Genomic DNA, 23,715 nt, shown 5'->3' with positions numbered 1-23,715 from the left:
AGTGAAATGCACTGTGTATCAGGTCCAGAATACATTTCGTTTCTTGCCATGAAATCTCTTTCGTAGCGTCATTAGATAGGTGCTTGAAACTGCCCATGCCTATTGAGAAAGAACATGGATGTGGTTCCCATGTTCAAGCGCATATTGGGGGCATGAGGGTTGAATGAGGGCACAAATTGGATGGTGACAGGAACGAGATCAGCCTGTGGTCCGGAAAGACGAGGCCCAAGAATGAGGCGAGCATGCGTGACGGCATTAGCAGGAAGCTCTAGTACCTCGACCTGGCCATGAATATTGAACACGACAAAATGGCCAGGTTGCCCGGTGTATTCATGCCCAACAAACGCATCTGTCTGATAGGTGCGTGGCTGACCGTATTGCCAGTCATTAGTCACCACGGTCCCCCAACTAACGATCCACTGCCCTACGAAAATGAGTATGATCGCCATGCCCATTCCAATGAGCGTGGTGAGCGATGCGAATGGGAAACGCGCAAGGAAGCGGAGCAGTACTGTCTGGCCCGGAAATTGCTGTTGACGTTTGTGTTGATGCAGTCCTTGAGAGGCGCGAACCCAGGGCGGAATATCTGTGAGGGAGCGATCAATTGGACGGTGTCTTAGTGTACTACGCGGGGTAAGTCCCATCGTGGAAGACATGGTTCGTTCTCCTGCTGATACTGATCAAGAGAAATGATAGCAATACGGGTTGTTTGTCTCTCTTGTAAGTGTACCTTAGCGGCACGTATATTGACGAGAGGGTTATCCACAGATTCTCTGTAATCAGATTATTCACTCATAGAAGCAAGTATCAAGCAACATCTAGTGACTCATTCTGCTCCAGACGTGCCAGGAGTACTGATCCACGCGCTCACGGTTTGATGATGCACGCCCAGAAGGCTCGCAATGCGACGGTAACTGATACCCTGTTTGGCAAGCACGAGGGCCTCGGTCTTTCGCACCTGGTCAGGTTTCCGCATACTTGGCTGAGGGGTGAAGGACAACTGACACGCACGGCAGTGAAAGCGCTGACTCCCCGAGCGATTTTTTCCGCTTTTGATAATTTCGGTCGTCAGCTGGCAGTGAGGACACGCTGGAAGCGATCGGCTCCACGTACCAGCCTTCATGTTGCTCTGCTCCATGGCCATCTCTCTCCGGTTGGTGGAAGTCTCTTCTTTGGAAAGATCGGTTGATCCCGGTTGAGATCGCTGCAGTTGCGTTGCGTGCTCGGGGCGATCCAGGCGATCCAGCAGTGCCGCCAGGCGCTGGCGAGTGGCCATCGTCAGAGGATGGGCAATGCGCTTCATCTGGAGGTCCATTTCCAATGCCTGCTGGTAGAGGCTAACTGCTTGCTCGTCCCATTCCTGAGCTTCTCGCAAGCGCGCGAACTCATAAAGCGCGCGTTGCTGGACAGTAGGCATCACAGGCGCCTGCGCATTGATCTGCAGGACACGCTGAAGAAGCGACTCGGCTTCAGCGTAGCGACTCTGCTCCCGCGAACTGGTACCCAGGACGATCAGATCTTCCACTACGTGGGAATGAAGTGGGCCGAGTTTGGCTTCATGTAATTGCAGTGCTCGATGAGCCAGGGTATCGGCTCGCGTATACTTCCCCAGATGCAGTGAAATGGTCGCCACTTCAAGGAAACCGTCTGCCGTATGTACATGATTTGGACCGAGATGCTGCTCATAAAGTGCCAGGGCTTGCTCACCCAAGGGTTCCGCCTCCTGATACCTGCCCTGTTCGATATACAACGCTGATAGGTTGTGGGTTATGATGGCGGTCTGAAAATGCGTGGGACCAAAGTGCTGTATGAAAATCCCGAGAACCCGTTTGTAGAGGCGTTCGGCCTCTGCGAAACGCCCCTGACCGTAATAGAGATTTCCGAGCCAGGTCTGACTCTTGGCGGTCAGGAGGTGATCTGGCCCGAGTTTTTTCTCATGGAGGGCCAGATTATACCGATACAATGGTTCCACCTCCTCGAAGCGTCCCTGGTGCCAGTACAGAAGCCCCAGGGTGTGCCTGATGCGGGTGGTCTCCAGATCGTCTGCTCCCAGGTGTTGCTCATAAATCTTCAGGGCTTGCCGGGTCAGGGCTTCCGCCTGCTCGTAGCGCCGTTGCGACTCGAAGAGGGATGCCAGGCCATGCAGGCTGGTCGCCGTCTCGAGATGATCGGATCCCAGGTGGTGCATGCGGATGTCCAGCGCCCGTTGGAATAGCGGTTCCGCCTGCTCGTAGTTGCCATTGGCCCGTTCCAAGACTGCCAGATGGTGCAGACTGCAGGCTACCTGGGGATGCTCGACTCCCCACACTTGCTCGCGTAGAGCCAGCGCTCGCCGATACAGGGTTCCCGCCTGGCTATACATACTATGTTCAAGGAAATAGCTGCCTACGCGATCAAGCAGGTCTGCTGCCTCGGGGAGCAGAAGCTGGTAGCGCTGGATCAATTCATCGCAGACCTGCACCTGTTCCAGGTAGCGCAGACACTGGGGCCAGGTATTCACGTTTTTCGGATCAGCCGGGAAGGCTATCTCCAGGGCACGCACTACCCGCTCGCTCCAGGTGCGCTGTGCCTCGACTTCCAGATGATCTATCTGGACAGCCTGCACCAGACGATGGACACTCAGCGTCCGATCCTCCGCAAGCCGCTTCACCAGGGAAAAGGCCAGCAGGGTTTCGAGCATCTGATTGAAGCGAAGAGGATTCGTCACCGCTTCGCGCAGCGTCGGTGGCCACTGGGGAGCACCTTTGGTGAGAAGTTCTTCTGGAATGTGGTCTGGAGCAAGGAAGGCGCAGAGGCGCAAGAACTCTGTGGCAGCAGGATTCTGCTCTTCAACGCGCTGAAAGGAGAGAGACCAGGTCGTGGCAACTGACTCTGGATAGCCGGAGGCCTGTTTGCCGCGCCGCGCCAGAAGCGCGTGACGATGCGTCTGATAGAGCTGAAGGTAGTCCCTCAGCGTGCATCTGGTCTCTTCAATGTAGGCACCTGCCTGATCGATGGCCAGAGGAAATTGGGCGAGCGCAATGACCAGATTGATCGCGTTGTCCATCTCCTCTGGTGACTCGGCAGAAAAGCGGCGCGCACGCCGCAGTAAGAGATGCGTTCCCTCCAGTATTCCCATGGCATCGACTTCAATAGATGATGCCAGCACACCGACCGCGTTGGCCCTCGTCGTGAGGAGGATATGCCCGTTGCCTTGATGAGGGAGATAGGGTGGCAGCAGGTCAAGATTATCGGCGTTGTCAAAAATCAGCAGCCAGGGCTGCGTACACTGTTCCAGCCAGCGCAAGAGAACCGTGACGATGGTGCGCTGATTGGTCTCTTCCTTCACAAGCGTGGGCATGAATAGGCGAGCGAGCTCGACAAAACTGGTCAGGATCGTTTCTTCGTTTGCAGCAGAGATCCACATGGTATGCTGATAGCGTCCCTGCATCCGTGCCCGATAGGCATATTCGATGGCGATTTGCGTTTTGCCAATACCACCCAGTCCCGAAATGGCCTGCGTTTGCGTCAGCACTGCCTGCTGAATGTTCATCGGCTCGCCTGGTTGTTTTGTAGCGAGCAGTTGCCCAAGGTATTGGAGTATGTCATCGCGTCCGGTAAAATGGGGATTCCGTGCATATGGCACCGTCCAGAGTGAGATCTCCTCGGCAGGAGCGTTCCCTTCCTGTGTGACTTCAGCGCTCTCCAGTGGCGACGCAATCGTTTCCACCAGGCCTAACTCCGCCGCGCTCTTCCCAAAGAGTGTGCAGAGCTTCACACGGAAATAGGCACTGGGTTGTTGAGCGCCTCGTTCCCAGCGCCCAATAGCGGTCACTGTGGTGCCCAACTGGTCCGCGACATCTTGCTGTCGCCAGTTGCGCGCGATGCGTTGCTGGCGTAAGGACTCATTCCTCTGCATTACCTTTCCTCCTGATCTCCATCTATGCTGAGTATGCTCAGGATGACTTCCCTGGTGTTCCTGCTCGATCGGAGGAGGAAAGAAGGCCATTCTTTGGATAGTATACGATACGCTGGATGGTCTGCGATACGCTACGAAGATTTTTCTCACACCCCTTTCTTTTGAAGGCAACGGAAAAAGTCATGTTGAAGACCGATAACGCCCTCTGAAAAAGCAGAACAATAGAGTATCCTTCTTTCAAAGAGGAAGATTACCTATCGAAAGGAAAACGTGGTATGAGTTCCCTTGAGGGAAAAGTTGCATTAGTGACCGGTGGCAATAGTGGGATCGGCCTGGCGACGGCCAGCACCTTTCATGCTCATGGAGCAAAAGTTGTGATTGCTGGACGGGATCCCGCAACCCTTGCAGAGGCCACTCGACAATTGGGTTCCGAGGTGCTGGCGGTTCAGGCAGATGTTACCAGGCTCGGTGACATCGATCATGTGATGGCCCGCACATATGAGACGTTTGGCAAACTCGATATTTTGTTTGTCAATGCAGGCATTTTCAGAGGGGCTGCTCTAGAAGAGGTGGATGAAGCAGCGTTTGACGAGATGCTCAACGCCAACTTTAAGGGAGCGTATTTCACCGTTCAGAAGGCTCTCCCTTTTCTCAATGAGCCGGCGTCCATCATCTTCAACGGATCGGTCAATGCCCTGACGGGCATCGCCGACAGTTCGCTCTATACTGCCAGCAAAGGGGCCATTCATGCGCTGTCGCGGGCACTGGCGGCAGAGCTCGTCGGTCGTGGTATTCGGGTCAATACCATCACGATTGGCCCCACCGCAACCCACTTGTTAACCCGCTCAGGGTCTTCGCAAGAGATCCTGCAAGCGCAGGATAGGGCACGTATCAATCATTCCCCGCTCAAACGCCTGGGCCAGCCTGAAGAAGTGGCCAGGGTCGCACTGTTTCTTGCTTCGGATGATTCCTGCTCCAATAAATGTAGTCAAACGTATGCACGTATACATACAACCACATCGTTTGTTGTTGCTGCTTCATTCCCAACCGCCTCAATGCCTGGGCATCTTTGGTCTTACATCAGGTCCACAGCCAAGTTAACGTCAGTGTCTGAGCCAATACCAGTGACGGCTTGATCCTCCCATCCGACCAAGCGAAGGACTTCCTGTAAGAGATTCTGGGCCGCATTGTGATCGCGATCTTGCGCAACGTGATAGTAGGCACACGCCTCATTCTGACAGACAAAGAGGCGATCAGAAAGCTGCATGTCTTCCCATTTCCATGTGCACGCATGGCAGGTCTTACTTGAGGGGAAGAAACGATCGACGGTGATGACGCGCCCTCCTTGATGCTCGACTTTGCTGCTGAGCAAGCGAAGCAGTTTGCCTAACGCGGCATCCGAGAACGAGCGCGCCAGGCATCGGTTCTTGAGCAACCCTTTCAGATGTAGATCTTCCACCGCCACCATCCCATAACACGCAGCGATCTGCGTTGTCAGTTTCTGCAAGAGATCATCGCGCTGGCACGTTATGCGGTAGTGGACCCGAGCCAGTTGACGACGGGCTTTCTCTCGATTCTTCGACCCCAGGTTCCGGCGATGGAGGCGCTTGTTCGCCCGACGCAACTTCTTCAGCGACGTTTTGAGAAAGGCTTGGTTTTCGACGTTCTCTCCCGTGCTCAAGGTCACCAAGCGATTGAGGCCCACATCGATCCCGATAGCGGGAATCTTTGGATCGGCGGGTTCATCCGGCAGTTCGACCGTGACACTCAAAAACCACCAATCCGCCGTTTTGGTCACCCGTGCCCCGGTCATCTTCCCACGCCACCGCAGATTCTCCGCCAGATTCACCCAGCCCAACTTGGGGATCCACACCCGATGGTCTCCCAGTTCCAATTGGTCGTTGGCCAGATAAAAGCTCGGTTTACTCCGTTTCTTGCGTTTGAAGCGAGGCTTGCCGACGTTTCTGCCCTCGCGCAATCCGTCAAAGTAGGCTGTCCAGGCTTTGCCCAGATCCAGAAAAGGTTGATCAGAGGCATTCTTGGTCACCTCCCAGGTCCAGGGAAATTCCTGGCGTCGGATCGCGTTGAACTGCTTTTTGAGCGTGAGGGCGCTCGGTTTCTCCCCGGCTTCATAGTGCCGGTTCCACTCCGCTAACGCCCAATTCCACACGAAGCGGGCCACCCCTGCAGCGCGTGCCAAATAGGTAGCTTGTTCCGACGTGGGATGCAGCCTGATTTTATGGGCGCGAATCATGCGATTTTGCTCTTTCTCTTGCCTGATAGTTGCTTCAGTATAGAGCAAATGTTCTCTTTTGTCAAGAAACCCGAAAGCGTGGCGTTATGCCTCTCGTTGATCCTTTTTTCATACCTTTTTGGAAACAGTTGCAATCTCTTTTGTGGTGGGATCGGAGATCGCGGCAGATGGTGGTTGGCTCTTGAATACTATTTAAATCGGGCTTTCAAAAGAAATAAAGAACGAACACAAGTAAGGGAAACATCTTATGAGTACTGATATTGCATCGCTGGTTCTCAATACCGGTGAAGGAGAGACGACATTTGAAGCAAGTGGGGAATACTGGACCTGGAAAGCTACGGCGGAAACGACCAACGGGCTCTACGATCAGGCGGTGACCATTACGCTTCCCCAAATAGGACCTCCAGAACATATCCACCAGCAAGAGGAGCTCCTCTACATTCTGGAAGGGACCTATCGAGTGAAGCTAGGGGAACACATCTTTACCGCCTCGGCTGGTACCTCTATCCGCATTCCCGGAGGCGTATCACATACCTGGCGTTCCTTAACGGTGGGAAAGATGCTCGTCACCTTTCTTCCAGGTGGTCTGCGAGGTTTCTTTGAAGGGCTGCGTCCCCTCTATCTCTCTCCGCAGTTAAATGTGCAGGCACTCACCGAGCTTGGGGCCAGATATGGTCTGGTGGTGACTGGCCCACCTCTGATGGACTAATCTCGTTGCTTGCCTCTTTCTGTTGCTACACAGGATGGCAATCGGAGAACTACAACTCATCCAATGAAACATAATCTGCTGACTCACCAAAGGAGGATAACATGACCCATCTCACGCCCCATGAACAGCGCGAATTCGACCGCGCCAACGCCTCGGGATTGCAGCCGGTCGTCTTCGTGCACGGCCTCTATCTGCTGGCATCCAGTTGGGACAACTGGCGCACGTTCTTCGAAGAACGGGGCTACACAACGCTCGCACCCGGCTGGCCCGACGATCCGAAGACCGTCGCAGAGGCCAATGAGAACCCGGATGTTTTTGCGCACAAAAGGATTAAGCAGGTCACCGATTACTATGCTCAGGCTCCCGGTCAGCTCAAGAGGAAACCTGTTGTGATCGGCCATTCTTTTGGTGGCCTCATCGCTCAACAACTGGCCGACGAGGCTCTATCGGCAGTGACGGTTGCCATCGACCCGGCCGGGTTTCGTGGCGTGCTGCCCGTGCCGCTTTCCGAACTCAAGTCTGGTGCGCCGGTCCTCTCGAATCCTCTCAACTATCACCGTGCCGTCGCACTGACCTACGAGCAGTTCCGCTATGGCTTTACCAACGCGCTCTCGGAAGAGGAAGCCCGCCAACTCTACGACCGGTATGCGGTTCCAGGTTCTGGCACCCCTGTTTTCCAGGCCGCTGCCGCCAACCTGAACCCGTGGACAGAAGATCAGGTCAATACCAGCAATCCTGAACGTGGACCCCTCTTGCTCGTCGCAGGTGAGCAAGACCATACAGTCCCCCTGGCGGTCGTCAAGGCTGCCTACAAGCTGCAGCGCCATAATTCCTCGCTCACAACCTTGCGTGAAATGCCTGGCCGCGGGCACTCACTCACCATTGATCACGGCTGGCGTGAAGTGGCCGAGGTCGCGTTTGCCTTCATCAAAGAGCAACTCTCGATCGGCCAGTAGTCTGTCACGAGAAACTCATACTACTCGTGAGCCAGGTGAACACGTCGTTTGTTTTTTTCAGGTGAGATCGAGTCCAGCAGATAGAGCGATTTCCCCTGGCCTGTGCGTGCCATTTTGATGCTGGGATCAGTGTACTATAGAAGAACTTTTGCTTCTTCTATAGTAAGAACATGGGAATTGAGGGAAGCCTTTTGGTCATCGAAAGGCTTCCCTGGCCGATTTTTCTTTTTGTGTTCCTCGATTACCCTCCGATTACCTCTCGTGGGTCGGCTAGCATTAGCCTGGTTTTACCCCTGAAAGGATGAGGTTAACGGCCCGTTCGGGTAACATCTCATCAACCGGTTCATTGATCACAAAGAAGCGCATGTATATGATGCCACTGAGCATTTCTAAGAGAAATTGGCAATCTACCTGTGGCGATAGTTCGCCACGTGCGATAGCACGATCAAAGAGGATCTGCAGGTGTGCACATCGCTGACGCCAGTGCTCCTGCCGGAGAGCACGGAGCTCAGGCACATGAAGCGTCGCAACTGCCGTTTGGAACAGGGCCTGTCCTTCCTTTGATTGCAGAAAAAGTCTCAGAGACTGCAATACTGCGACAAGATCAGAGCGCAGGACCCCGGTGTCAGGAACAGGAATCTCTTGTGCCACCCGACGATCGATGGCCTCAAGGATCAACTGCTCTTTCGTTTTCCAGCGACGGTACAGGGAGGTTTCGTGGACACCAGCACGCTCAGCAATAGAGGCGATGCTGAGCCCTTCATATCCCCTTTCCGCTAAAAGCTGGATGGTTGCTTCAAACACAGCAACTTGTACGCGAGTACTCCGACCACCTGGTCGGCGGCGCACTGCATTTTTTTCATTGCCGGTCGGGATGGCGAGTGGCGCATTCGGGTGAGGTGTATTCATAGTTCTGTCACGACTAGCGAATTCTGACAGCTGTCAGGATTTTCACGTGAGCAGGTTCGTGAGGGAATGACATCCTCACGGGATGGACTACCGGCAGATGAACCCTGCACTCCCCATCCGCTACTCCCTCCACCTCAAAGGCATCAGGAGCTGCTTTTCGAATGATGTTGTACGATCCGTTGCAATCGGCGTTGATGAGTCGGCCATCTTGGGCCCGATAGAGGCCCCGTGCGATGCGTTTTCCGCTGAACACGGGTGGCTTCTCCTGACCAGCCTGGTAGGTGGGCAGGAGATCACGATCCAGGAAACTGGCCTTACTGGTGTAGGCCTCTTCCGTGAGTAGCACCCGGATGCCTTTATGCTCCGCTTTGTAGGTAAGCATCTGGATCAAGCGCGCATGGGGAAGCTGAACAAAGTGCTGGTTGTTGCGTGCGCCCAGGTTAACCTCCTGCTTCCAGCCTGCGTTGCGCCCGATCACCAGCGTGCCAATGCCCTCTGCAGCGAGCAACTCCACCACAAAACGGGAGATCGTATGCAGATCATGCTCGATGCGCCGATGGCGCCAGATGCTCAGGCGCTGCATGCGCCGGGTACAGCCAGGGCGGCCGAGGGCCTGTTGCAGATCGGCCATCGTCTTGTTATAGAACTGGTTCGTACTTTTGAGACCGCGCCCGTTAACGACGACCGGGACAAAGCCCGGCTTGTTTGCAGTTAACGCGATCACATTATCGATACCAGCATCGATGCCCGCGATGAGTGCAGGATCGACGGCAGATGTGGCTGGCTCCTGTTCATACACGATCTCTACGACGACAAAGCCGTGTTTGGGAACGACACGGACCTGCGCGATCGTCCTGGGGTCTTGCCGGGTTTTGACCTGGATGGGCAACCCGGACGGTTGGATGAGGTGCCGGCCAAGCGTCCGTTTGCTGCGACTGACGGCTTGCATGGTATAGATCAACACGTTGCGGCCGGTCGTTTTCTGCTTGTAGTTGGGGAGTTGAGGACGGCGACGGAACGTGGAGGGATCGGCCTTGTAGGCCTTGAGGGCTGCAAAGAATGATGTCCAGTTGCGTTCGAGCAGCAGCAGCACCTGTTGGGCTACTTTCGCCGGCAGGGCTTTGTACGCTTCATGCGACTGCATGCGCCGATCCATCGCATGGTAGTTGAGGTAGCAGCCCTCAAAGATGAAGGCCTGGCGCATTTCGTAGAGCGCCGCGTTGTAAAGGTTTTTGGAGGCGAAGCAGGCGGCATCGAGGGCCGCATACCGGGGATCACTGCGAGCGATCACGTGCTTTTCAACCAGTTTCACTATCACCCTCCAATTCCTGCACAAGACGCTCGGTCTTGCGTTTGGCACGCCGTGGCCCATAGAGTCTGGCACAAAAGCTGTACACAATGCTGGTGAGGTCTGTGAGCAGGTCTTCGGTGCCGTTCTCGGCTTGATTGACCACTTCGATTTCTCGCCCGTAGGTGGCCAGCAGCGTTTCAATGTAGCGAAACCCGAAACGGGTGCCGCGGTCTTTGTGCTCAATGACGATGCGCCCCACGTTCGGATCAGCCAGCAGCGCCAGAAACTTGGGGCGGTTGTCATTGACACCAGAGCCAATTTCCTTCACCACCCGGCTCACCTGATAGCCACGGGCCGCGCAGTAGGCGACCAACCGTTCGGCCTGACGATCCAGATTGGCCTTGTTTTCGGCGGAAGACACCCGCGTGTAAACCACGGTGTGCGTCTTCGATGAGGAGGCGGAGACCGTGGTTGGTTCATCAATGAGAATCGTGTGAGCCCCGATGCGTCGCCCCTGGATCTTCCCATCCCGGAACCAACGCCAGGCGGTCTCATAGCGGACCCCTTGCTGTTTAGCATACTCACTGAGTTTCATACGCTCATAATACAATGATGCTCATCAATTGTCAAGAATTCACTATACTTCCAAAGATCGGTTTCAATATCACCAGTATATCTTGTGTCGCCTGATAATGCAAGAAGCCTTGCATTAAGAAAGAGTTCCGGCTATAATTAATGCAGCCTTTCTTGCGTTTAGGAAAAGCACCTGGTGACTGCAGTGACACTAACGAAAGGAACAATCGATGTCTTCTCATTATTCTGACCCCTCCACCCCCGACCGCGGACGCCTCCCTCCTCATCGCGAGGTCCCTTTTCTCCCTCCCGATCCCTTGACTCCTGCTGGGGAGAAGATCCTTCGCCGTTTGCGCGAGGAACTGTTTCTCTGGCTCATCACCGTTGATGCGACCGGGATGCCGCACACCCTCCCAGTCGGATTTCTCTGGGATGAGGCGCAATCCACCTTTCTCATCTACAGCGCATCAGAGCAGGATCGCGACCAACGCTGGCAATACCTTCGGCAGAATCCAAAAGTGGGCCTGCATTTTAACCTCGACCTGAGTGGTGCCGACTCCTTTATCCTGACTGGTGAGGCGAAGGTGAGCCTGGACGATCCTTCGTCTGATCACGTTCCTGCCTGGGTGGCCAAATACCAGGCGTTTTTCTCACAGATGGGACTAACCATCCAGCAAGCGGCAGCGGTTCTCCCGGTTGCTTTTCGCATCCGTCCTCTGACCATGATGGCCTCCTCCTGATCCACGGAGGAACAATAATTCTTGCGTTCCCTGCCTTATGCAAGACCCCGAGGGATTGCAATGCGTGATGCTTGAAGGATGAAGAAGAGTTTTCCTCCAAATTCGTTGAGCTCATAGTACCCAGCTTCCAGACGCTCTGCCCATTGAGCAAGGAGCGCCGCGAAGCTGGGAGCAATCACCCAATCGGGGCATATTTGCTAAAATTCGTGATGAAGAAAATAGACCATAGGAGTCGTCATTCAGAGATGATGCGTACAGTTCCTGAGATAATTTGCCAGCGCTCATCCTGAAACAGCCATACACGCAGATAGCGGCAGAAAGCCTCAAGAGGTTTTCCCTGTAATCGCACCTGTATATGAGCTTTGACTGCCACAATTGCGCTTTCTCCATAGAACTGTATAACCGGCTCTTCGACGAACTCCACTGCGGTCTGAACAACAGCACCAGACGCATGGCTGTCGATATCATCGCGTTTTCCCTGTACATTTCCCTCAGCATCAATAAATACCAGATCATCATGTATTAATCGCTCCAGGGCTGGCACATCGTTGTTCACCATGGCCTGTTGAAGTTGCTTCTCAGCATGCACAATTTCCTCAAGGGAGTGGTTCACTTCGGTTCTCCTTTCATTTGAGCTAACAACCAGTGTCTGTCTACCCACTTCCTCAAGGATAGATACTTACAGCAAAGAAGTAAAGAGAAAAATTATGCTCATAGCATACGCTTGTTGGCACATGCCGTACTACCTGGACGGTTTGCCCGTTGATGCTTTGACTGCTTTCATGTCGTTGCGCTTGAGGGAGGTATCACTGGCTCGAAACCCCTTTCACGCCCTCTACTGCATTGTGGAGACGGGTTTCCCAAGCTTGCGATATCTGACCGGGGGCATGCCGACCTCCCGTTTGAAGGCCTTGTGAAAGGCCACTTCTGACTCGTAGCCCAGAAGCTTTGCGATCTTTTCTACCTCGACGTTATTTTGGAGTAAACGGGTCGCTCTGTGCATACGCCAACGGGTTAGATACGTGATAGGAGGCTCACCCACCAGTCGGGTAAAGCGAGCAGAGAAGACGGCGCGGGAAAGACCCACGGCTGCTGCCAGCCCCTCCACCTTCCATCCCCGTTCTGGCGATTGATGAAGCAAGCCGAGCGCTTTGCTGATGGCCGGATCACGCAGCGCCGCCAACCAGCCGGTAGCGGACTCCGCTTGCTGCTCTACCCAGACTCTGATGATGTGAATGAAAAGCAGTTCGGTGAAGCGCCTGAGCATCACTTCGGTCCCCAGCCGAGGAGCGGCTGCTTCACGCGCGATGAGTTGAACAATCTCGCTAAAGCCCTGATCCGTGCGGCCCTGTTCTGCGGGAATGTGAATTACCTCTGGCAAGCTGTGCAGCAAAGGGAATGCGCCAGGATGCTCCACATGGAGCGCTCCGCAGAGCACCGCTCTCGTTGCTTCCTCAGCTGTCTCGGGGAAACCCTGATAGTGCTTCTGCGTGTCATAGTTCACATGCAGTACCTGAATGAGGGGTGAGGTGAGCTGGTCGCCGATAGCGTGAGCGTGCCCGAAGGGAAAGAGCAGGACCGCTCCGTCTTCGACCCGCAGGGGTGTTGAATCTCCTTCGAGCGTGAGGTAGCCTCCACCAAAGCTGCCAAGGAGATGAAAAATCATATCGTGACTGGCGGCAAAAGCATAACGCCAGGGAGGAATAAGTATTCTGCGTGCAGAGATCCACCCCTTCAGTTCGAGTGTATTCAAGACATCCGTGAGCACATCCATGCTCTTTTCTCCTTTGAGACGAATAGACAATTATTTAAGACAATATAGCATAGATTGTCTCGCCATTCAAGCGTATACTCTCTCTCGTAAGAAGATCACATTGCTCTGGGAGGGTCGCACCGAGGGTGTCTGAACATGAGGCTGCGGCTCAGTACAGAGGAAACAGTGACTGAGAAAAAGGGTTGCAAGAAACGTCCCATCGACGATTTCTTCATTCCTTTGCTAAAGAGTAGAATGCAGCCGGGTCGCAGGGTTCGCATGAGAGGGCTTGTCGAGAAGCACTTTCCTTTCCCCTGAGCCATGCGAACCGTGCTGGCTCAGGAGGGTATCATGATCCTTATAACAGGTGCAAATGGCCTGGTCGGTTCTGCTATGATCCGTGAGTTTGCCCGCCAGGGGCATCCCGTGAAGGCGCTCGTCAGGAGTCGTGCAAAGGCCCGGGCATTAGAGGCATTTTCCACCGTAGAGCTCGTAGAGGGTGACATGCAACACCCTGAGACACTCGCAAACGCGCTCTCAGGGGTAGAGCGCGTTTTGCTGATCTCTTCTCCCAACCTGCAGATGGTGGAGACGCAATGTACCTTCATCGATGCTGCCAAAGCGGCGGGCGTTCGCCACATCATCAAGCTTTCCGGTGTAACAACCTCATTGGATTCGCCCTTTCTCTTTTCGCGCATGCATGCAGAAATCTCGCACTATCTCGAACAATCCGGGCTGGCCTGGACCTTTTTGCGTCCCAGCCAATTCGCGACAGAGTATTTGCGAGAAGTACCCACTATCGTCACCGAGCGAGCGTTTTTCCTTCCATTCGAGGATGCAAAGCTGACCCCCGTGGATCTGGAAGACGTCGCCAAAGCCGCCTTTGTGCTGCTAACTACAGCAGGACATGAGGGCAAGACCTATATGATATCAGGCCCAGAAGCCCTGAGCATGGCAGAGATTGCCGAGCAGATCTCCCTTGCCACAGGATCGAGCGTGCGCTATGTCAACATCTCTTCAGAAGAAAGGAAGCGAGTACAACGCGAGGCGGGTATGCCTCCCGTTGTCGTAGACGCGCTCGATGTGCAGTCGAGATTGCGCAGGCTTGGCAATGGTGAAGAGGTAGTGCATCTCGAAACGCATATGGCGCTCGGCATTCGCCCTACACCCTTCGCCGAGTTCGCGCGTCGCCATGCCGCCGATTTTCTTGGCACATCAGCGTGGGCAATGGCTCAAAAAGAACTGAAGCCTCCTTTGGATTTGCGGACACTGCCATCTGCTTGATGGCGTGTTTCGATGATCTGAAATCACTATTTGAACGAAGGCATGGTTCAAATTTCATTAGCTTGAGCTTGCTTTAAACCATGTCATCTTAAAAGTAGCCCGATCTGATCATCCACGCTTCAGCAGAGGAGCGAATCACTCGTGACGCTTCCATAAAGGGACCCTTTTAATTGTCCAGGTACATAGTATGCACAGCAAGGTCGCATGGTTCACATGAGAAGGCCAACTCGTCGAGAAAGTAGGAGGACATATGAACGAATCGATCACCGCACAGCGTTTGCGCGGCAAAAATGTGGTCATTATTGGAGGCAGCAGAGGGCTGGGACGAGACATTGTCGCTGCGGCTCAGGCAGAGGGAGCGCGAGTGCTTGCAATTGCGCGGCAGGAACAGCCGCTCAGGCAACTCGCCGCTGCATTTCCAGGGGTTCGGGTACTCACGCTCGATGCTGCAAGCGAAGGCGCTCCTGCGAAAGTATTTGAGGCGCTGCTGCCAGATATTCTGATCGTCTGTGCGGGCGCGATACCGCACATGGCCCCATTGGTGGAACAGAGTTGGGAGCAGTTCTCGACCAACTGGAACAGCGATGTCAAGATGTCGTTGCTTTTCTCGCAGGCAGCATTGACTGCGCCGCTTCCCGTGGGGGCGACCATTCTGCTCATGTCCAGTGGTGCGGCTCTTGGTGGATCGCCGCTTTCAGGTGGCTACGCTGGCGCGAAGCGCACGCAGATATTCCTCGCAGATTACGCGCAAAAGGAATCCGCTCGTTTGCAACGTGGTTTGCGGTTTCTCGCGCTTGTTCCAGGACGCATCATATCCGAAACGGAACTGGGAAAAGTGGCTGCCCGGGCGTACGCATCCTCTCTTGGCCTTTCACCTGCCGATTTTATCGAAACTCGGCCAGCCAGGCCAACACCAGAGGATGTCGCCAATGCTGTTGTAGCGCTTGTTAGTGATCCGAGCGAGAGAGCTGGAAAGACATTTGTCCTTTCGGCATCCGGGATTGAGCTTTTGCCGTAAATCTTTTGATCCCATTGAGACGAAAAGCTGACAGGGGCCTGTTGAAGTTGCCTGATGCGCAGGTAGACCAGAAATTTCCTGTCTCATGCAGATCTGAGAAAGGTTCGTTTGCTGAGACACGTCTCAGCAAACGAAACCTTACCCCTAGTTTTTCTCGGCCATTGCCGGCAAATTTTTGAGCATCACCACGATAACCACTGCGATGATAGCAAGTACTCCCGCACTCAGCAATGCTACCGTGTGATATTCCTGCACGAAGGCATTTCTGGCAATGGAGAGGACGTCGCTCCCAAGTTTGCCAGGAAGGTTCCCGGCCGTTGACACCGCTGTTGCTAATGTTTCTTGAACTGCGTGAGTAGCATCGGCAGAAAGCTCGTGGGGGAGGGTTGTGGTTTGCATACGATAGACAAACGCGCCGATGCTCCCGACCACCGCCACACCAAGGGCAAAGCCGAATTCATTTCCCGTTTGAGAAACAGCCGCCGCCGCACCAGCCTTTTGTGGCGCAACAGAGCCGATCACGATGCCCGTCCCTAGTGTCACGAGCGGCCCCGACCCAAGATTAAAGAGCGCAAAGCCGATAAGAAGCGCCACCAGGTCACCACCGACATTCGTCAGGCACAGAATCAGCAAGCCAATGATGGAACAGACAAGCCCTAATGCAATCAGATAGGCTGGCCGAATCGTACGAGCAAGAGAAGGCGACACCTGAAAGCCAAGAATAGACGCCAACATGGCCGGAATCATCCAGAGTCCCGCTTGCAATGGTGAGAGTCCCGCAACCAATTGCAAATACTGCGTCGAAAGGACCATGACGCCGCCAGGAAACATCGTATTCATCAGCATCGCGACGAGCATAAGAGTGAAAGCGGGCTTCTTAAAGAGTGTCACGTCCAAAAGCGGATCGGGCAATGTGCGCTGCTGACACACAAACACGACACTCAACACCATACCAACAAGCAACGCGACGACCGGCAACACCTGCCAACCATAAGCCGCTACTTCTGTCATGCCATAGATCAGCGAAAGGATCGCCGCGAGCGACAAGAACACGCTTGGGAAATGAAGCTGGGCCGCATCAGGGTTCTTGTACTCCGGCAGGAACTTTCGGCCTCCCAGCAGAGCAATGACCATGGGAGGTATACCCACGAGGAAGACCGAACCCCACCAAAAATGCTCCAGCAGCACCCCTCCAACAAGCGGCCCTACAATTGACCCGCCGATCAAACAACTCAGCCAGATACTAATAGCCCGTGCATTCTCCTCCGGATCGGCAAACATATGCCGAATGAGCGAGAGCGCTGCGGGAGCAATCATCGCACCAGCCACTCCCAGAAGTGCCCGCGCGAAAATCAGCATCTCGGCACTTTGCGAAAAAGCCACCAGAAAGGACGTCGCCCCAAAAGCCGCGCTCCCAAGCAGCAATACTTTACGACGGCCTATGTGGTCTCCGAGTGTCCCCATCGTAATCAGAAAGCCTGCCAGCAAAAAGCCGTACATATCTGTAATCCAAAGGAGCTGCGTCCCACTTGCGTGTAAGTCCTGACTGATCTTTGGAAGCGCCAGGAGCATCACAAACAAATCAATCGCCACCACCAGCGAAGTCATTCCCAGGACAGCAAGCCCGAGCCATTCTTTCCTCGTTGCTTTCCTGGGCAATTCGGTCAGAGATTGCTCCCTGGTCTTTGTCGTTTCTATCGTCATGTTTTTCCTTCTACCTGATATATTCTCGTCCTGTCATCCGCCTTGCTTCACTGTCGTTCCATACGATAGCAAAGCACATGACCGAAGAGTGGATGGTTCGGTTCCATGCTCTCTCTTCCTGGATATCACGTCACAGGTGTAGAGGAGTAGAGCCATGAGAGACTACGCCCTCTCATCTCTGGTGAAAGGCAGGCTGTGGGCATGGCGAATGAACCTACCGCAGGGAGACGCTTCTCAAGCGCATTCCTGGCAAATGCTCTGTCGGTTCATGCACCACGCCCACCAATGGCCACGAGATTCTGACGCAAGGTCGGGCCATCACCTCTCAAAAGCGGTTTGAGCCTGATCGGCTGGGGGAATTAATGTTTGCTCTCTTCGCGCATACGTTCGCGCTGGAGCACCGCGTCCAGCGCGTCCAGAAAGCTCTTTGTTCCCTGCTCGCGATATTCCGGCTTGTCCTCCCCATCGAAAAAGGCCCCCTGCTCCGTGTAGATCAGTCGCGTGCCGGTGGCGGATTTCTGAAACTCCACCGTCGTCACAGAGACTGACATCAGCGTCTCGTCGCGATCCATAGTGTAGGTATAAGCGATACGCTGGTCGGGCACAATGTCCTGATAGTGGGCATCGTAGGTGTAGGTCACTCCTGCATGCGTCCCACGATTGCATTCCCGCCCTCCGACCCGGAAGTCAAATTCGTCGGCCTTCGGGAACCACTGGGCCTTGGCTTCGGGGTTCGCCCAGGCAGCGAACACGCGTGCAGGCGAGGCACTATAGGTACGCTCGATGACGAAAGTCGTATGCTGTACTGATCGTTCATTCATGATAGACTCCTTTAACCTATTCATCTGGATGTTCGGCGAGGTAGTCGCCAAGTTTGTCGAGGTGATGCTCCCAACTCGTTCGCCGCTCGGAGATCCACTGCTCGGCGGTGCTCAACACCACTGGCTCAATACGGCAGGTGCGCACCCGCCCAACCTTCTCAGATCGGACGAGGCCGCTCGCCTCCAGCACCTGAAGGTGCTGAACGACTGCTGGAAGCGACATAGCAAGTGGCTTGGCGAGTTCGCTGACCGACGCCGGTCCCTGACTCAACCGCTCTACCATGACCCGTCGAGCTGGGTCTGCCAGCGCGTGGAAGATGAGATCGAGATTGATATAGTTAAGCATATACTTAACTATAATGGACAACGGGGAATCTGTCAAGACCGTGTTTTGGAATGCCGCGGCGGTCATGCTGCATGGCCAAAAGAGCAAGATAGGAGAAGTTTTGTGCGAGGTCCAGATGGTAGAATATCTTGCATGCAATTGGAGAGCGGAAGACCTGTGTGCGTAAGCGTGCTCGCGCGAGCAGACGACTCAAGCTGGGAGAAACGCCGTCGTGACGTGTCTTCAGTCGTTCTGCTTCAGTCTCAAAGAGCATGAGCGGAAAAGACGGATCGCGTATGGATTGGAAAGGAACCCCATCATGAAATTGCTTCTCACCTCGGCTGGCATCAAAAACGACAGCATTCGCAACGCTCTGGTTGAGTCTCTGGGCAAGCCGATTACCGAGTCCAATGCTCTCTGCATCCCCACTGCGGGGTACGGGCACCCCATGGGCAGTCCTGGTGGGGCATGGCGTTTCATCACTGGTCAGTCCTCCACACCCATGTGCGAGCTGGGTTGGAAGTCCTTGGGAGTACTGGAACTCACTGCGCTGCCCAGCATCGGTGAAGAGCGCTGGATCCCCTGGGTCCGAGAGGCAGATGTCTTGCTGGTGAACGGCGGCGATGCGCTGTATCTGTGCCACTGGATGCGGCAGTCCGGGCTGGCGAACCTCTTGCCGGAGCTTCCCGAGACGGTCTGGGTGGGACTGAGCGCCGGGAGCATGGTGATGGCCCCCTGCATCGGGGAGGAATTCGTCGGGTGGAAGCCGCCCGAAGGCGGCGATAAAACGCTAGGACTGGTTGATTTTGCGCTGTTTCCGCACCTGGATCACCCCGACATGCCAGAGAATTCCCTAGCCGATGCAGAAAAATGGGCCGCTGGGGTAGGTGTGCCAGCGTATGCAATCGACGATCAGACCGCTCTCGTCGTTGTCGACGGAGCAGTCGAAGTGGTCTCCGAAGGCCATTGGAAGCGGTTTACGTCCTAATTCGCTGCCGCTCTCCGCCCCTGGCGGGCTAGCAGCAAGCGAATCATGGCCACGTGGATCAATATTTCACTCACCTGCACTTTACGCTCGTAATCCTTACTCATTCTTCTGTTACAAGAAATCCAACTGAATATACGCTCGACCACCCAACGGCGTGGGACAATGCTGAAACCGCGGGTGCCAGGTGTGCGTTTGACTACTTCCAATTCCCACTCCCCTGTCACTTGACATCAGGTAGCCAACCCTTGACCGCGATAGGCTGCATCAGCCCAAATCTTTTTCAGACGCGGTACGAATGTAGTGCATCCATTGCCTCTAGCAGTAGGGGCATAAAGCCGAATGCCGGGGATTGTCTAGATTTTCGGAACTATTAACAACCCTGGCTGAGCATTTTTCTGACCGTGATAGAATAGAGGGAAATCTAACAACGGTGAGGGCGCTTCGGAACTCAGATGAGCAGAGTACTTCCAGGTTGAAACAGGCAGAGAGCATCTCCTTTGGGCTCACCCGTCAAACGGCTTTTTTCTCGTTCTGTTTGACCTTGTCTAAGCTGGCTTTCTCATTTGTTGAAGAGCATTTTGGAGGGACGAAACGCCCTCACTATTTGGCATATTGCTACTGTGGGAGGATTGCTTCATATGAACGATAGTACGTATAACGGCGAATCAAACAAAGAATTCATTTCCGAAAATCCTGGTCGAGATTGCCAGAAGGTGGGGACGGCAAAGTTTTTGGGGCAGGATCCAATGAAAGTCCATGCGCCAGTCTGGACAGTGATTGGCAATCAGGGAGACAGCCAATGTTATATAGGTGTTACCGATAAAGTCGCTACTGTTCAAGAAGCCATGAGCAAAAGAATTTTGCAAGATAATCTCAATGTCCGATTGATCGCGCCGAATTTTGCTGGAGGTGTGTCAGATGGACAGTTGAATGGCACAAGCCAGATGCGCTTTTCGCTGATCGGCAGGGAAGTCACCCATGATGCGGCGTGCTTACATCTCAGTGGCAGTGAAGCAAAAGGGATTATTGCAGTGGTCGCCTGTGATAAGCCGCCTGTTGGCACGCTTGCGGCACTCCTGGAGCATAATGAACCTGCCATTATCATGTCAGACGGCTCTATCAGGCCGGGAAGAGATCCCCAAACAGAAGAGCGGATTGACCTTGTGAGTTGTTTTCAAGTTGCCGGAGATGCAGACGGAGAAAAGAAAGCACGCTATGCCATGAATGCGTGTCCTGGATGTGGCAGTTGCGGCGGGATGTTTACGTATAACACCATGCAGTCGTTTTTCGGCGCACTTGGCATGGAACCACTGCATATGGTCGCTCCTGCCTCACAAGACCCGCGAAGAATACAACAGTTCCCTGACGAACTCGTTGAATATCTGTTGGTGATGACAGAGAAGAATATCCGCCCGAGAGATATTGTTACCAGAGCATCCTTAAGAAACGCGATAAACGTTGCTATCGCCATGGGAGGATCAACCAATGTCGTGCTCCATGCACCGGAAATTGCCAGGGCAGCAGGACTGGATTTCTGGAACGAGGTCATCACGCAACAAGAATTTAATGAACTTTCCCGAACTACTCCTGTTCTGATTAATGCCCGGCCGTTTGGAGCATATTCTATGGTGGATATTGAAGCAAAAGGTGGTCTGCCGGTCATCGTGAAAGAGCTGTTGCAAGCGGGGCTTTTGGACGGATCATGCATCACCTGCACAGGAGAGACACTGCAGGAACAGATCAACCGTCTGAATCCATCAGCACCTGATGGTGACGTGATCCATTCTGTTGCAAAACCCTTTAAACCAACGGGTGGTTTGCGCATGCTCAGCGGAAACCTCGCTCCCGAAGGTGGCGCAGTGATTAAAGTGGCAGGCGTAGAGGGTGGTATGAAAGACGGCATCTTTACCGGAAAAGCGCAGGTATTTAATAGTGAGGCAGCAGTGCTTGAAGCGCTCACACATACTCCAGAGATATTTCAGGATAAAGACATGGTTGTCATCCGCTATGCTGGCCCGCAGGGCGCACCGGGCATGCCTGAAATGCTCGACCCTACATCCCGTATTACAACCCTTTGCAGACAAAAAAACATCACTATTGCTTTGATGACCGATGCCCGATTCTCTGGCGGCTCCGTGGGTCTTGTCATCGGCCACGTGACGCCAGAAGCCTATCTGGGAGGGCCAATCGCGCTCGTAGAAAACGGCGATACCATTACGGTTGACTTGAACACAGATAGCATTGACTGTACTGAATTGCACGATATCGATACAAAAACAAAACGCTTCAATCAATGGCAGCAAGCAGTAAAAGAAAACGGAGGCATACATCCCCATGCGGCAAAAGTAGAAAATAGATTACTAAAACGCATGCGTGCTACCGCGCGAACAGCTTTACAGGGTGCCGGAATATAATGTGCTCCTTTTTAGAGGGCGTTTTGGAACTCAGATACGCAGAGCATTTCCAGGCTGAAACAGGCTGAAAGCATCTCTTTTGGGCTCTCCTGCAAAACGGCTCTTTTCTCGTTTCTGTTTGACCTTGTCTGAGTTGGCTTTCTCGTTTGTTGAAGAGCATTTTGGGGGACGAGTCACCCATAAATCCTGGCCCATTCACAGTCCATTTGGATGGCGTTGCCAACATTGACCTCCTCCCCACGGCTTGAGTCGTGGGGAGGAGGTCAATTCCCCAATCTGCATACCATCTCCTGCGCGGTGATCAGCCAGTTGCCAGATCCACCGCCAACATCAAGCACATGGCGAAATGCGGCAGAATCGGACTGCTCAGGCAAGACACCTCTCATCTCCGTAGTAACCATCCGGCCTTGAATAGCTCGTCGTTCGAGTTCTTCTTCGCTGTAGTGATCACATATCACATACATCCCCTGATATTCGTTTTTATTAGGTACTGTTCCATCCATCATGCCGGTGGCTCTTTTCCTTGTGTTTCATGAAGCTCTCTCAAGGAGAAAATGGAGATCTTGAAGAATCAAGAAAACCAGGCACGCCTCTTTGAAAATCCCTCTGATCAAAGTGTAATGCTCTGGTGTATAACGCATTTCCTCATCATTAATTTCATGACGGTACGTATGCCTTTCTTGTAGCAGTGGCTTGGAAGAAGTAGGAGTCCTGTTTTCTTCCTTTGTAGCTTTCCCAATCCTGCCCTCTGCATCCAGGACAGCTTCGCGGATGCGAAGAAGTGGATGTGGCTCCTTTATAGAGCCCTGGATCTACAGAGAGGATGGAGAACGCGCACGTTCGCTCCTGTTCTGGTTGAGCTTGCTCGTGCGTTATCTGTATCCTCTCACGGATTGCCGGTATGGATTAAGGTGATTGTGTCCGCTCCCGTTCTGGTCGAGCTTGTTCATGATCATACGTCGATTCGTACTGTACACGATGGTTTGTTTCTCTCAAACAAGAGTAAGAGTGCCGGGATGTTTCCCACCTCTTCTCTTGTTTTTCCTTGTGTGCATGCGATGAGCGCACATTGAGTATGTGTGCTGCAACTATCATTCCCGCGAGCGCTTTGATTCCAAGGCTTCTTGAAGCACGGTGCAAAACTCGGTTCGGACAGCGGCAAAGCGCGGGGTGGGCGGTTCTGGAAACCCTGGCAGCATCTGGGCTCCTGGGATATGGTCAGTCAGTTTCTGTGCAATCTCCAGCGTATGGACGGGATTTTCAGGAAACGCGGGAATGACCCCGATGGGAAATGACTGCGCCGCCAGCATCGCAGCATCATTGACAGAGACCCCTCGTAAGAGATCGCCTGAGAGCAGAGCCTGTCCTGATTCTCGGATGATCTGTGCGGCATCGTGTGAGTCCAATGAACAAAACGAAGCCACAAGGTTCACGTCATGGAGGAGAGCAAACCCAAAGGGAAAGCCTGCACCTTTCTCGCCAGGACGAGGAACACCTTGTTCGCGAAGTCTGTCTACATAGACGGCAGGGCCAACCTGCTCAACCAGTGCGGCAGAGTATTCAATGGCTTCCAGGAGCCAGCCATTCTCGGGGGCAACAGGCCAGCAGAGCACGAAGGAGCGAATCAGAAAGGGATACGCCAACGCAAAACGAATCGCTGCTGAACATCCATTCGAACCGGCAACAAGGGACACGGCTTCTTCCTTCGCCGCATGGACAACCGCCGCGAAGTCCGCTGCCTCCTTTTCCCAAGAATATATCTCGAAAGGAGCACTCGTGCTCCCAACAGAATAGCGACGATCAGGTACCAGAACTCGATATCCCTGTGTGACAAAATGATCGACGACTCCGGGAATTTCCCAAAAGCGTTTACCATTGATGGGATCAAATAATCCTCCAGGGATGAGGAGGAGAGGGGGACCGGAACCTTGATCAGTAAACCAAAGGGCCGCGTGTTCGTTTTTCGTAAAAGGCATTGTGTCTCTCCTTCATCCGTTTTCCCGCCCATTGTACCTGGCGATCCTCTTTTTGTCAGGTTCTTTGAGGCTGCTCACGATAGAGTAATGTAGCGTTTCATG

Annotated in this window: 21 protein-coding genes and 1 pseudogene; 8 read left to right on the top strand and 14 right to left on the bottom strand. The window is 53.8% G+C overall.

What is annotated here, in order from left to right; translation table 11 throughout:
- Nucleotides 1-71: 71 nt before the first annotated feature.
- Both AABA21_RS05405 and AABA21_RS05400 read right to left on the bottom strand, forming a co-directional pair.
- A complete protein-coding gene (locus AABA21_RS05405) occupies nucleotides 72-656 on the bottom strand; it encodes a hypothetical protein (RefSeq protein WP_338247972.1) in 585 nt (194 codons plus the stop codon).
- Between the two features lie 170 nt (nucleotides 657-826).
- Nucleotides 827-3,898, bottom strand: coding sequence for a tetratricopeptide repeat protein (locus AABA21_RS05400; RefSeq protein WP_338247971.1), 3,072 nt, complete (start codon nucleotides 3,896-3,898; stop codon nucleotides 827-829).
- Nucleotides 3,899-4,173: 275 nt separating this feature from the next.
- On the opposite strand from AABA21_RS05400, the gene AABA21_RS05395 reads away from it, so the two are divergent.
- Nucleotides 4,174-5,034, top strand: coding sequence for an SDR family oxidoreductase (locus tag AABA21_RS05395; protein ID WP_338247970.1), 861 nt, complete (start codon nucleotides 4,174-4,176; stop codon nucleotides 5,032-5,034).
- Here AABA21_RS05395 and AABA21_RS05390 read toward each other — a convergent pair.
- Nucleotides 4,974-6,152 (bottom strand): RNA-guided endonuclease InsQ/TnpB family protein, encoded by a 1,179-nt coding sequence (locus AABA21_RS05390; RefSeq protein ID WP_338251002.1) that lies wholly within the window; start codon nucleotides 6,150-6,152, stop codon nucleotides 4,974-4,976. The genes AABA21_RS05395 and AABA21_RS05390 overlap by 61 nt on opposite strands.
- A gap of 247 nt (nucleotides 6,153-6,399) precedes the next feature.
- Here AABA21_RS05390 and AABA21_RS05385 point away from each other — a divergent pair, with 247 nt between their 5' ends.
- Nucleotides 6,400-6,861, top strand: a complete 462-nt coding sequence (locus tag AABA21_RS05385; RefSeq protein WP_338247969.1) for a cupin domain-containing protein — start codon at nucleotides 6,400-6,402, stop codon at nucleotides 6,859-6,861.
- 101 nt (nucleotides 6,862-6,962) lie between these two features.
- The gene (locus AABA21_RS05380; RefSeq protein ID WP_338247968.1) at nucleotides 6,963-7,817 is read left to right on the top strand and encodes an alpha/beta hydrolase; all 855 of its coding nucleotides are present in this window, start codon (nucleotides 6,963-6,965) and stop codon (nucleotides 7,815-7,817) included.
- A gap of 276 nt (nucleotides 7,818-8,093) precedes the next feature.
- On the opposite strand, the gene AABA21_RS05375 is transcribed toward AABA21_RS05380, so the two are convergent.
- Genes AABA21_RS05375 through AABA21_RS05365 form a run of 3 tightly spaced genes read right to left on the bottom strand, consistent with a single transcriptional unit; the run spans nucleotide 8,094 to nucleotide 10,612 of the window.
- On the bottom strand, nucleotides 8,094-8,726 hold the full coding sequence (locus AABA21_RS05375; RefSeq protein WP_338247967.1) for a TetR/AcrR family transcriptional regulator: 633 nt from the start codon (nucleotides 8,724-8,726) through the stop codon (nucleotides 8,094-8,096).
- A 13-nt stretch (nucleotides 8,727-8,739) separates the two neighbouring features.
- Entirely contained in the window at nucleotides 8,740-10,038 is a 1,299-nt protein-coding gene (locus AABA21_RS05370) for an RNA-guided endonuclease InsQ/TnpB family protein (RefSeq protein WP_338247965.1), read from the bottom strand.
- Nucleotides 10,025-10,612, bottom strand: a complete 588-nt coding sequence (locus AABA21_RS05365) for an IS607 family transposase (protein ID WP_338247964.1) — start codon at nucleotides 10,610-10,612, stop codon at nucleotides 10,025-10,027. The genes AABA21_RS05370 and AABA21_RS05365 overlap by 14 nt, the downstream gene beginning before the upstream one ends.
- A 208-nt stretch (nucleotides 10,613-10,820) precedes the next feature.
- Between AABA21_RS05365 and AABA21_RS05360 the strand changes: the two genes are divergently transcribed.
- Complete coding sequence (locus tag AABA21_RS05360) at nucleotides 10,821-11,330, top strand: pyridoxamine 5'-phosphate oxidase family protein (protein WP_338247963.1); 510 nt, start codon at nucleotides 10,821-10,823, stop codon at nucleotides 11,328-11,330.
- 235 nt (nucleotides 11,331-11,565) lie between these two features.
- Here the strand turns inward: AABA21_RS05360 and AABA21_RS05355 are convergent, their stop codons facing one another.
- On the bottom strand, nucleotides 11,566-11,943 hold the full coding sequence (locus AABA21_RS05355; RefSeq protein WP_338247962.1) for a nuclear transport factor 2 family protein: 378 nt from the start codon (nucleotides 11,941-11,943) through the stop codon (nucleotides 11,566-11,568).
- Nucleotides 11,944-12,165: 222 nt separating this feature from the next.
- Nucleotides 12,166-13,104: an AraC family transcriptional regulator gene (locus tag AABA21_RS05350; protein WP_338247961.1), complete on the bottom strand. Its 939-nt coding sequence runs from the start codon at nucleotides 13,102-13,104 to the stop codon at nucleotides 12,166-12,168.
- 330 nt (nucleotides 13,105-13,434) lie between these two features.
- On the opposite strand from AABA21_RS05350, the gene AABA21_RS05345 reads away from it, so the two are divergent.
- Nucleotides 13,435-14,367 (top strand): SDR family oxidoreductase, encoded by a 933-nt coding sequence (locus AABA21_RS05345; protein ID WP_338247960.1) that lies wholly within the window; start codon nucleotides 13,435-13,437, stop codon nucleotides 14,365-14,367.
- Between the two features lie 250 nt (nucleotides 14,368-14,617).
- Nucleotides 14,618-15,385: an SDR family NAD(P)-dependent oxidoreductase gene (locus AABA21_RS05340; RefSeq protein WP_338247959.1), complete on the top strand. Its 768-nt coding sequence runs from the start codon at nucleotides 14,618-14,620 to the stop codon at nucleotides 15,383-15,385.
- 144 nt (nucleotides 15,386-15,529) lie between these two features.
- On the opposite strand, the gene AABA21_RS05335 is transcribed toward AABA21_RS05340, so the two are convergent.
- From AABA21_RS05335 to AABA21_RS05325, 3 genes are all read right to left on the bottom strand, one after another.
- Entirely contained in the window at nucleotides 15,530-17,089 is a 1,560-nt protein-coding gene (locus AABA21_RS05335) for an MFS transporter (protein WP_338247958.1), read from the bottom strand.
- Between the two features lie 359 nt (nucleotides 17,090-17,448).
- The gene (locus tag AABA21_RS05330) at nucleotides 17,449-17,910 is read right to left on the bottom strand and encodes an SRPBCC family protein (RefSeq protein ID WP_338247957.1); all 462 of its coding nucleotides are present in this window, start codon (nucleotides 17,908-17,910) and stop codon (nucleotides 17,449-17,451) included.
- 16 nt (nucleotides 17,911-17,926) lie between these two features.
- Nucleotides 17,927-18,256 (bottom strand): ArsR/SmtB family transcription factor, encoded by a 330-nt coding sequence (locus AABA21_RS05325; protein ID WP_420917136.1) that lies wholly within the window; start codon nucleotides 18,254-18,256, stop codon nucleotides 17,927-17,929.
- Nucleotides 18,257-18,554: 298 nt separating this feature from the next.
- Here AABA21_RS05325 and AABA21_RS05320 point away from each other — a divergent pair, with 298 nt between their 5' ends.
- Nucleotides 18,555-19,223 (top strand): Type 1 glutamine amidotransferase-like domain-containing protein, encoded by a 669-nt coding sequence (locus AABA21_RS05320; RefSeq protein ID WP_420917135.1) that lies wholly within the window; start codon nucleotides 18,555-18,557, stop codon nucleotides 19,221-19,223.
- On the opposite strand, the pseudogene AABA21_RS05315 reads toward AABA21_RS05320, so the two are convergent.
- Nucleotides 19,220-19,513: pseudogene (locus tag AABA21_RS05315) on the bottom strand (transposase); the annotation flags it as partial. The gene AABA21_RS05320 and the pseudogene AABA21_RS05315 overlap by 4 nt on opposite strands.
- A gap of 348 nt (nucleotides 19,514-19,861) precedes the next feature.
- Between AABA21_RS05315 and AABA21_RS05310 the strand changes: the two are divergent.
- Entirely contained in the window at nucleotides 19,862-21,637 is a 1,776-nt protein-coding gene (locus tag AABA21_RS05310) for a dihydroxy-acid dehydratase domain-containing protein (RefSeq protein WP_338247954.1), read from the top strand.
- A gap of 263 nt (nucleotides 21,638-21,900) precedes the next feature.
- Here AABA21_RS05310 and AABA21_RS05305 read toward each other — a convergent pair whose 3' ends face one another.
- Nucleotides 21,901-22,143 (bottom strand): hypothetical protein, encoded by a 243-nt coding sequence (locus AABA21_RS05305; protein ID WP_338247953.1) that lies wholly within the window; start codon nucleotides 22,141-22,143, stop codon nucleotides 21,901-21,903.
- Nucleotides 22,144-22,728: 585 nt separating this feature from the next.
- Nucleotides 22,729-23,613, bottom strand: coding sequence for an alpha/beta fold hydrolase (locus AABA21_RS05300; protein WP_338247952.1), 885 nt, complete (start codon nucleotides 23,611-23,613; stop codon nucleotides 22,729-22,731).
- Between the last annotated feature and the right edge of the window lie 102 nt (nucleotides 23,614-23,715).

This window comes from Dictyobacter halimunensis (assembly GCF_036245075.1).
Note: the sequence above shows the minus strand (reverse complement) of the source record. Positions and strands in the feature narration are given on the sequence as shown.

Coding starts and splice junctions, on each gene's coding strand:
- AABA21_RS05405 (WP_338247972.1), bottom strand. CDS start 656: ATGTCTTCCACGATGGGACTTACCCCGCGTAGTACACTAAGACACCGT.
- AABA21_RS05400 (WP_338247971.1), bottom strand. CDS start 3,898: ATGCAGAGGAATGAGTCCTTACGCCAGCAACGCATCGCGCGCAACTGG.
- AABA21_RS05395 (WP_338247970.1), top strand. CDS start 4,174: ATGAGTTCCCTTGAGGGAAAAGTTGCATTAGTGACCGGTGGCAATAGT.
- AABA21_RS05390 (WP_338251002.1), bottom strand. CDS start 6,152: ATGATTCGCGCCCATAAAATCAGGCTGCATCCCACGTCGGAACAAGCT.
- AABA21_RS05385 (WP_338247969.1), top strand. CDS start 6,400: ATGAGTACTGATATTGCATCGCTGGTTCTCAATACCGGTGAAGGAGAG.
- AABA21_RS05380 (WP_338247968.1), top strand. CDS start 6,963: ATGACCCATCTCACGCCCCATGAACAGCGCGAATTCGACCGCGCCAAC.
- AABA21_RS05375 (WP_338247967.1), bottom strand. CDS start 8,726: ATGAATACACCTCACCCGAATGCGCCACTCGCCATCCCGACCGGCAAT.
- AABA21_RS05365 (WP_338247964.1), bottom strand. CDS start 10,612: ATGAAACTCAGTGAGTATGCTAAACAGCAAGGGGTCCGCTATGAGACC.
- AABA21_RS05360 (WP_338247963.1), top strand. CDS start 10,821: ATGTCTTCTCATTATTCTGACCCCTCCACCCCCGACCGCGGACGCCTC.
- AABA21_RS05350 (WP_338247961.1), bottom strand. CDS start 13,104: ATGGATGTGCTCACGGATGTCTTGAATACACTCGAACTGAAGGGGTGG.
- AABA21_RS05345 (WP_338247960.1), top strand. CDS start 13,435: ATGATCCTTATAACAGGTGCAAATGGCCTGGTCGGTTCTGCTATGATC.
- AABA21_RS05340 (WP_338247959.1), top strand. CDS start 14,618: ATGAACGAATCGATCACCGCACAGCGTTTGCGCGGCAAAAATGTGGTC.
- AABA21_RS05335 (WP_338247958.1), bottom strand. CDS start 17,089: ATGACGATAGAAACGACAAAGACCAGGGAGCAATCTCTGACCGAATTG.
- AABA21_RS05330 (WP_338247957.1), bottom strand. CDS start 17,910: ATGAATGAACGATCAGTACAGCATACGACTTTCGTCATCGAGCGTACC.
- AABA21_RS05325 (WP_420917136.1), bottom strand. CDS start 18,256: ATGCTTAACTATATCAATCTCGATCTCATCTTCCACGCGCTGGCAGAC.
- AABA21_RS05320 (WP_420917135.1), top strand. CDS start 18,555: ATGAAATTGCTTCTCACCTCGGCTGGCATCAAAAACGACAGCATTCGC.
- AABA21_RS05310 (WP_338247954.1), top strand. CDS start 19,862: ATGAACGATAGTACGTATAACGGCGAATCAAACAAAGAATTCATTTCC.
- AABA21_RS05305 (WP_338247953.1), bottom strand. CDS start 22,143: ATGATGGATGGAACAGTACCTAATAAAAACGAATATCAGGGGATGTAT.
- AABA21_RS05300 (WP_338247952.1), bottom strand. CDS start 23,613: ATGCCTTTTACGAAAAACGAACACGCGGCCCTTTGGTTTACTGATCAA.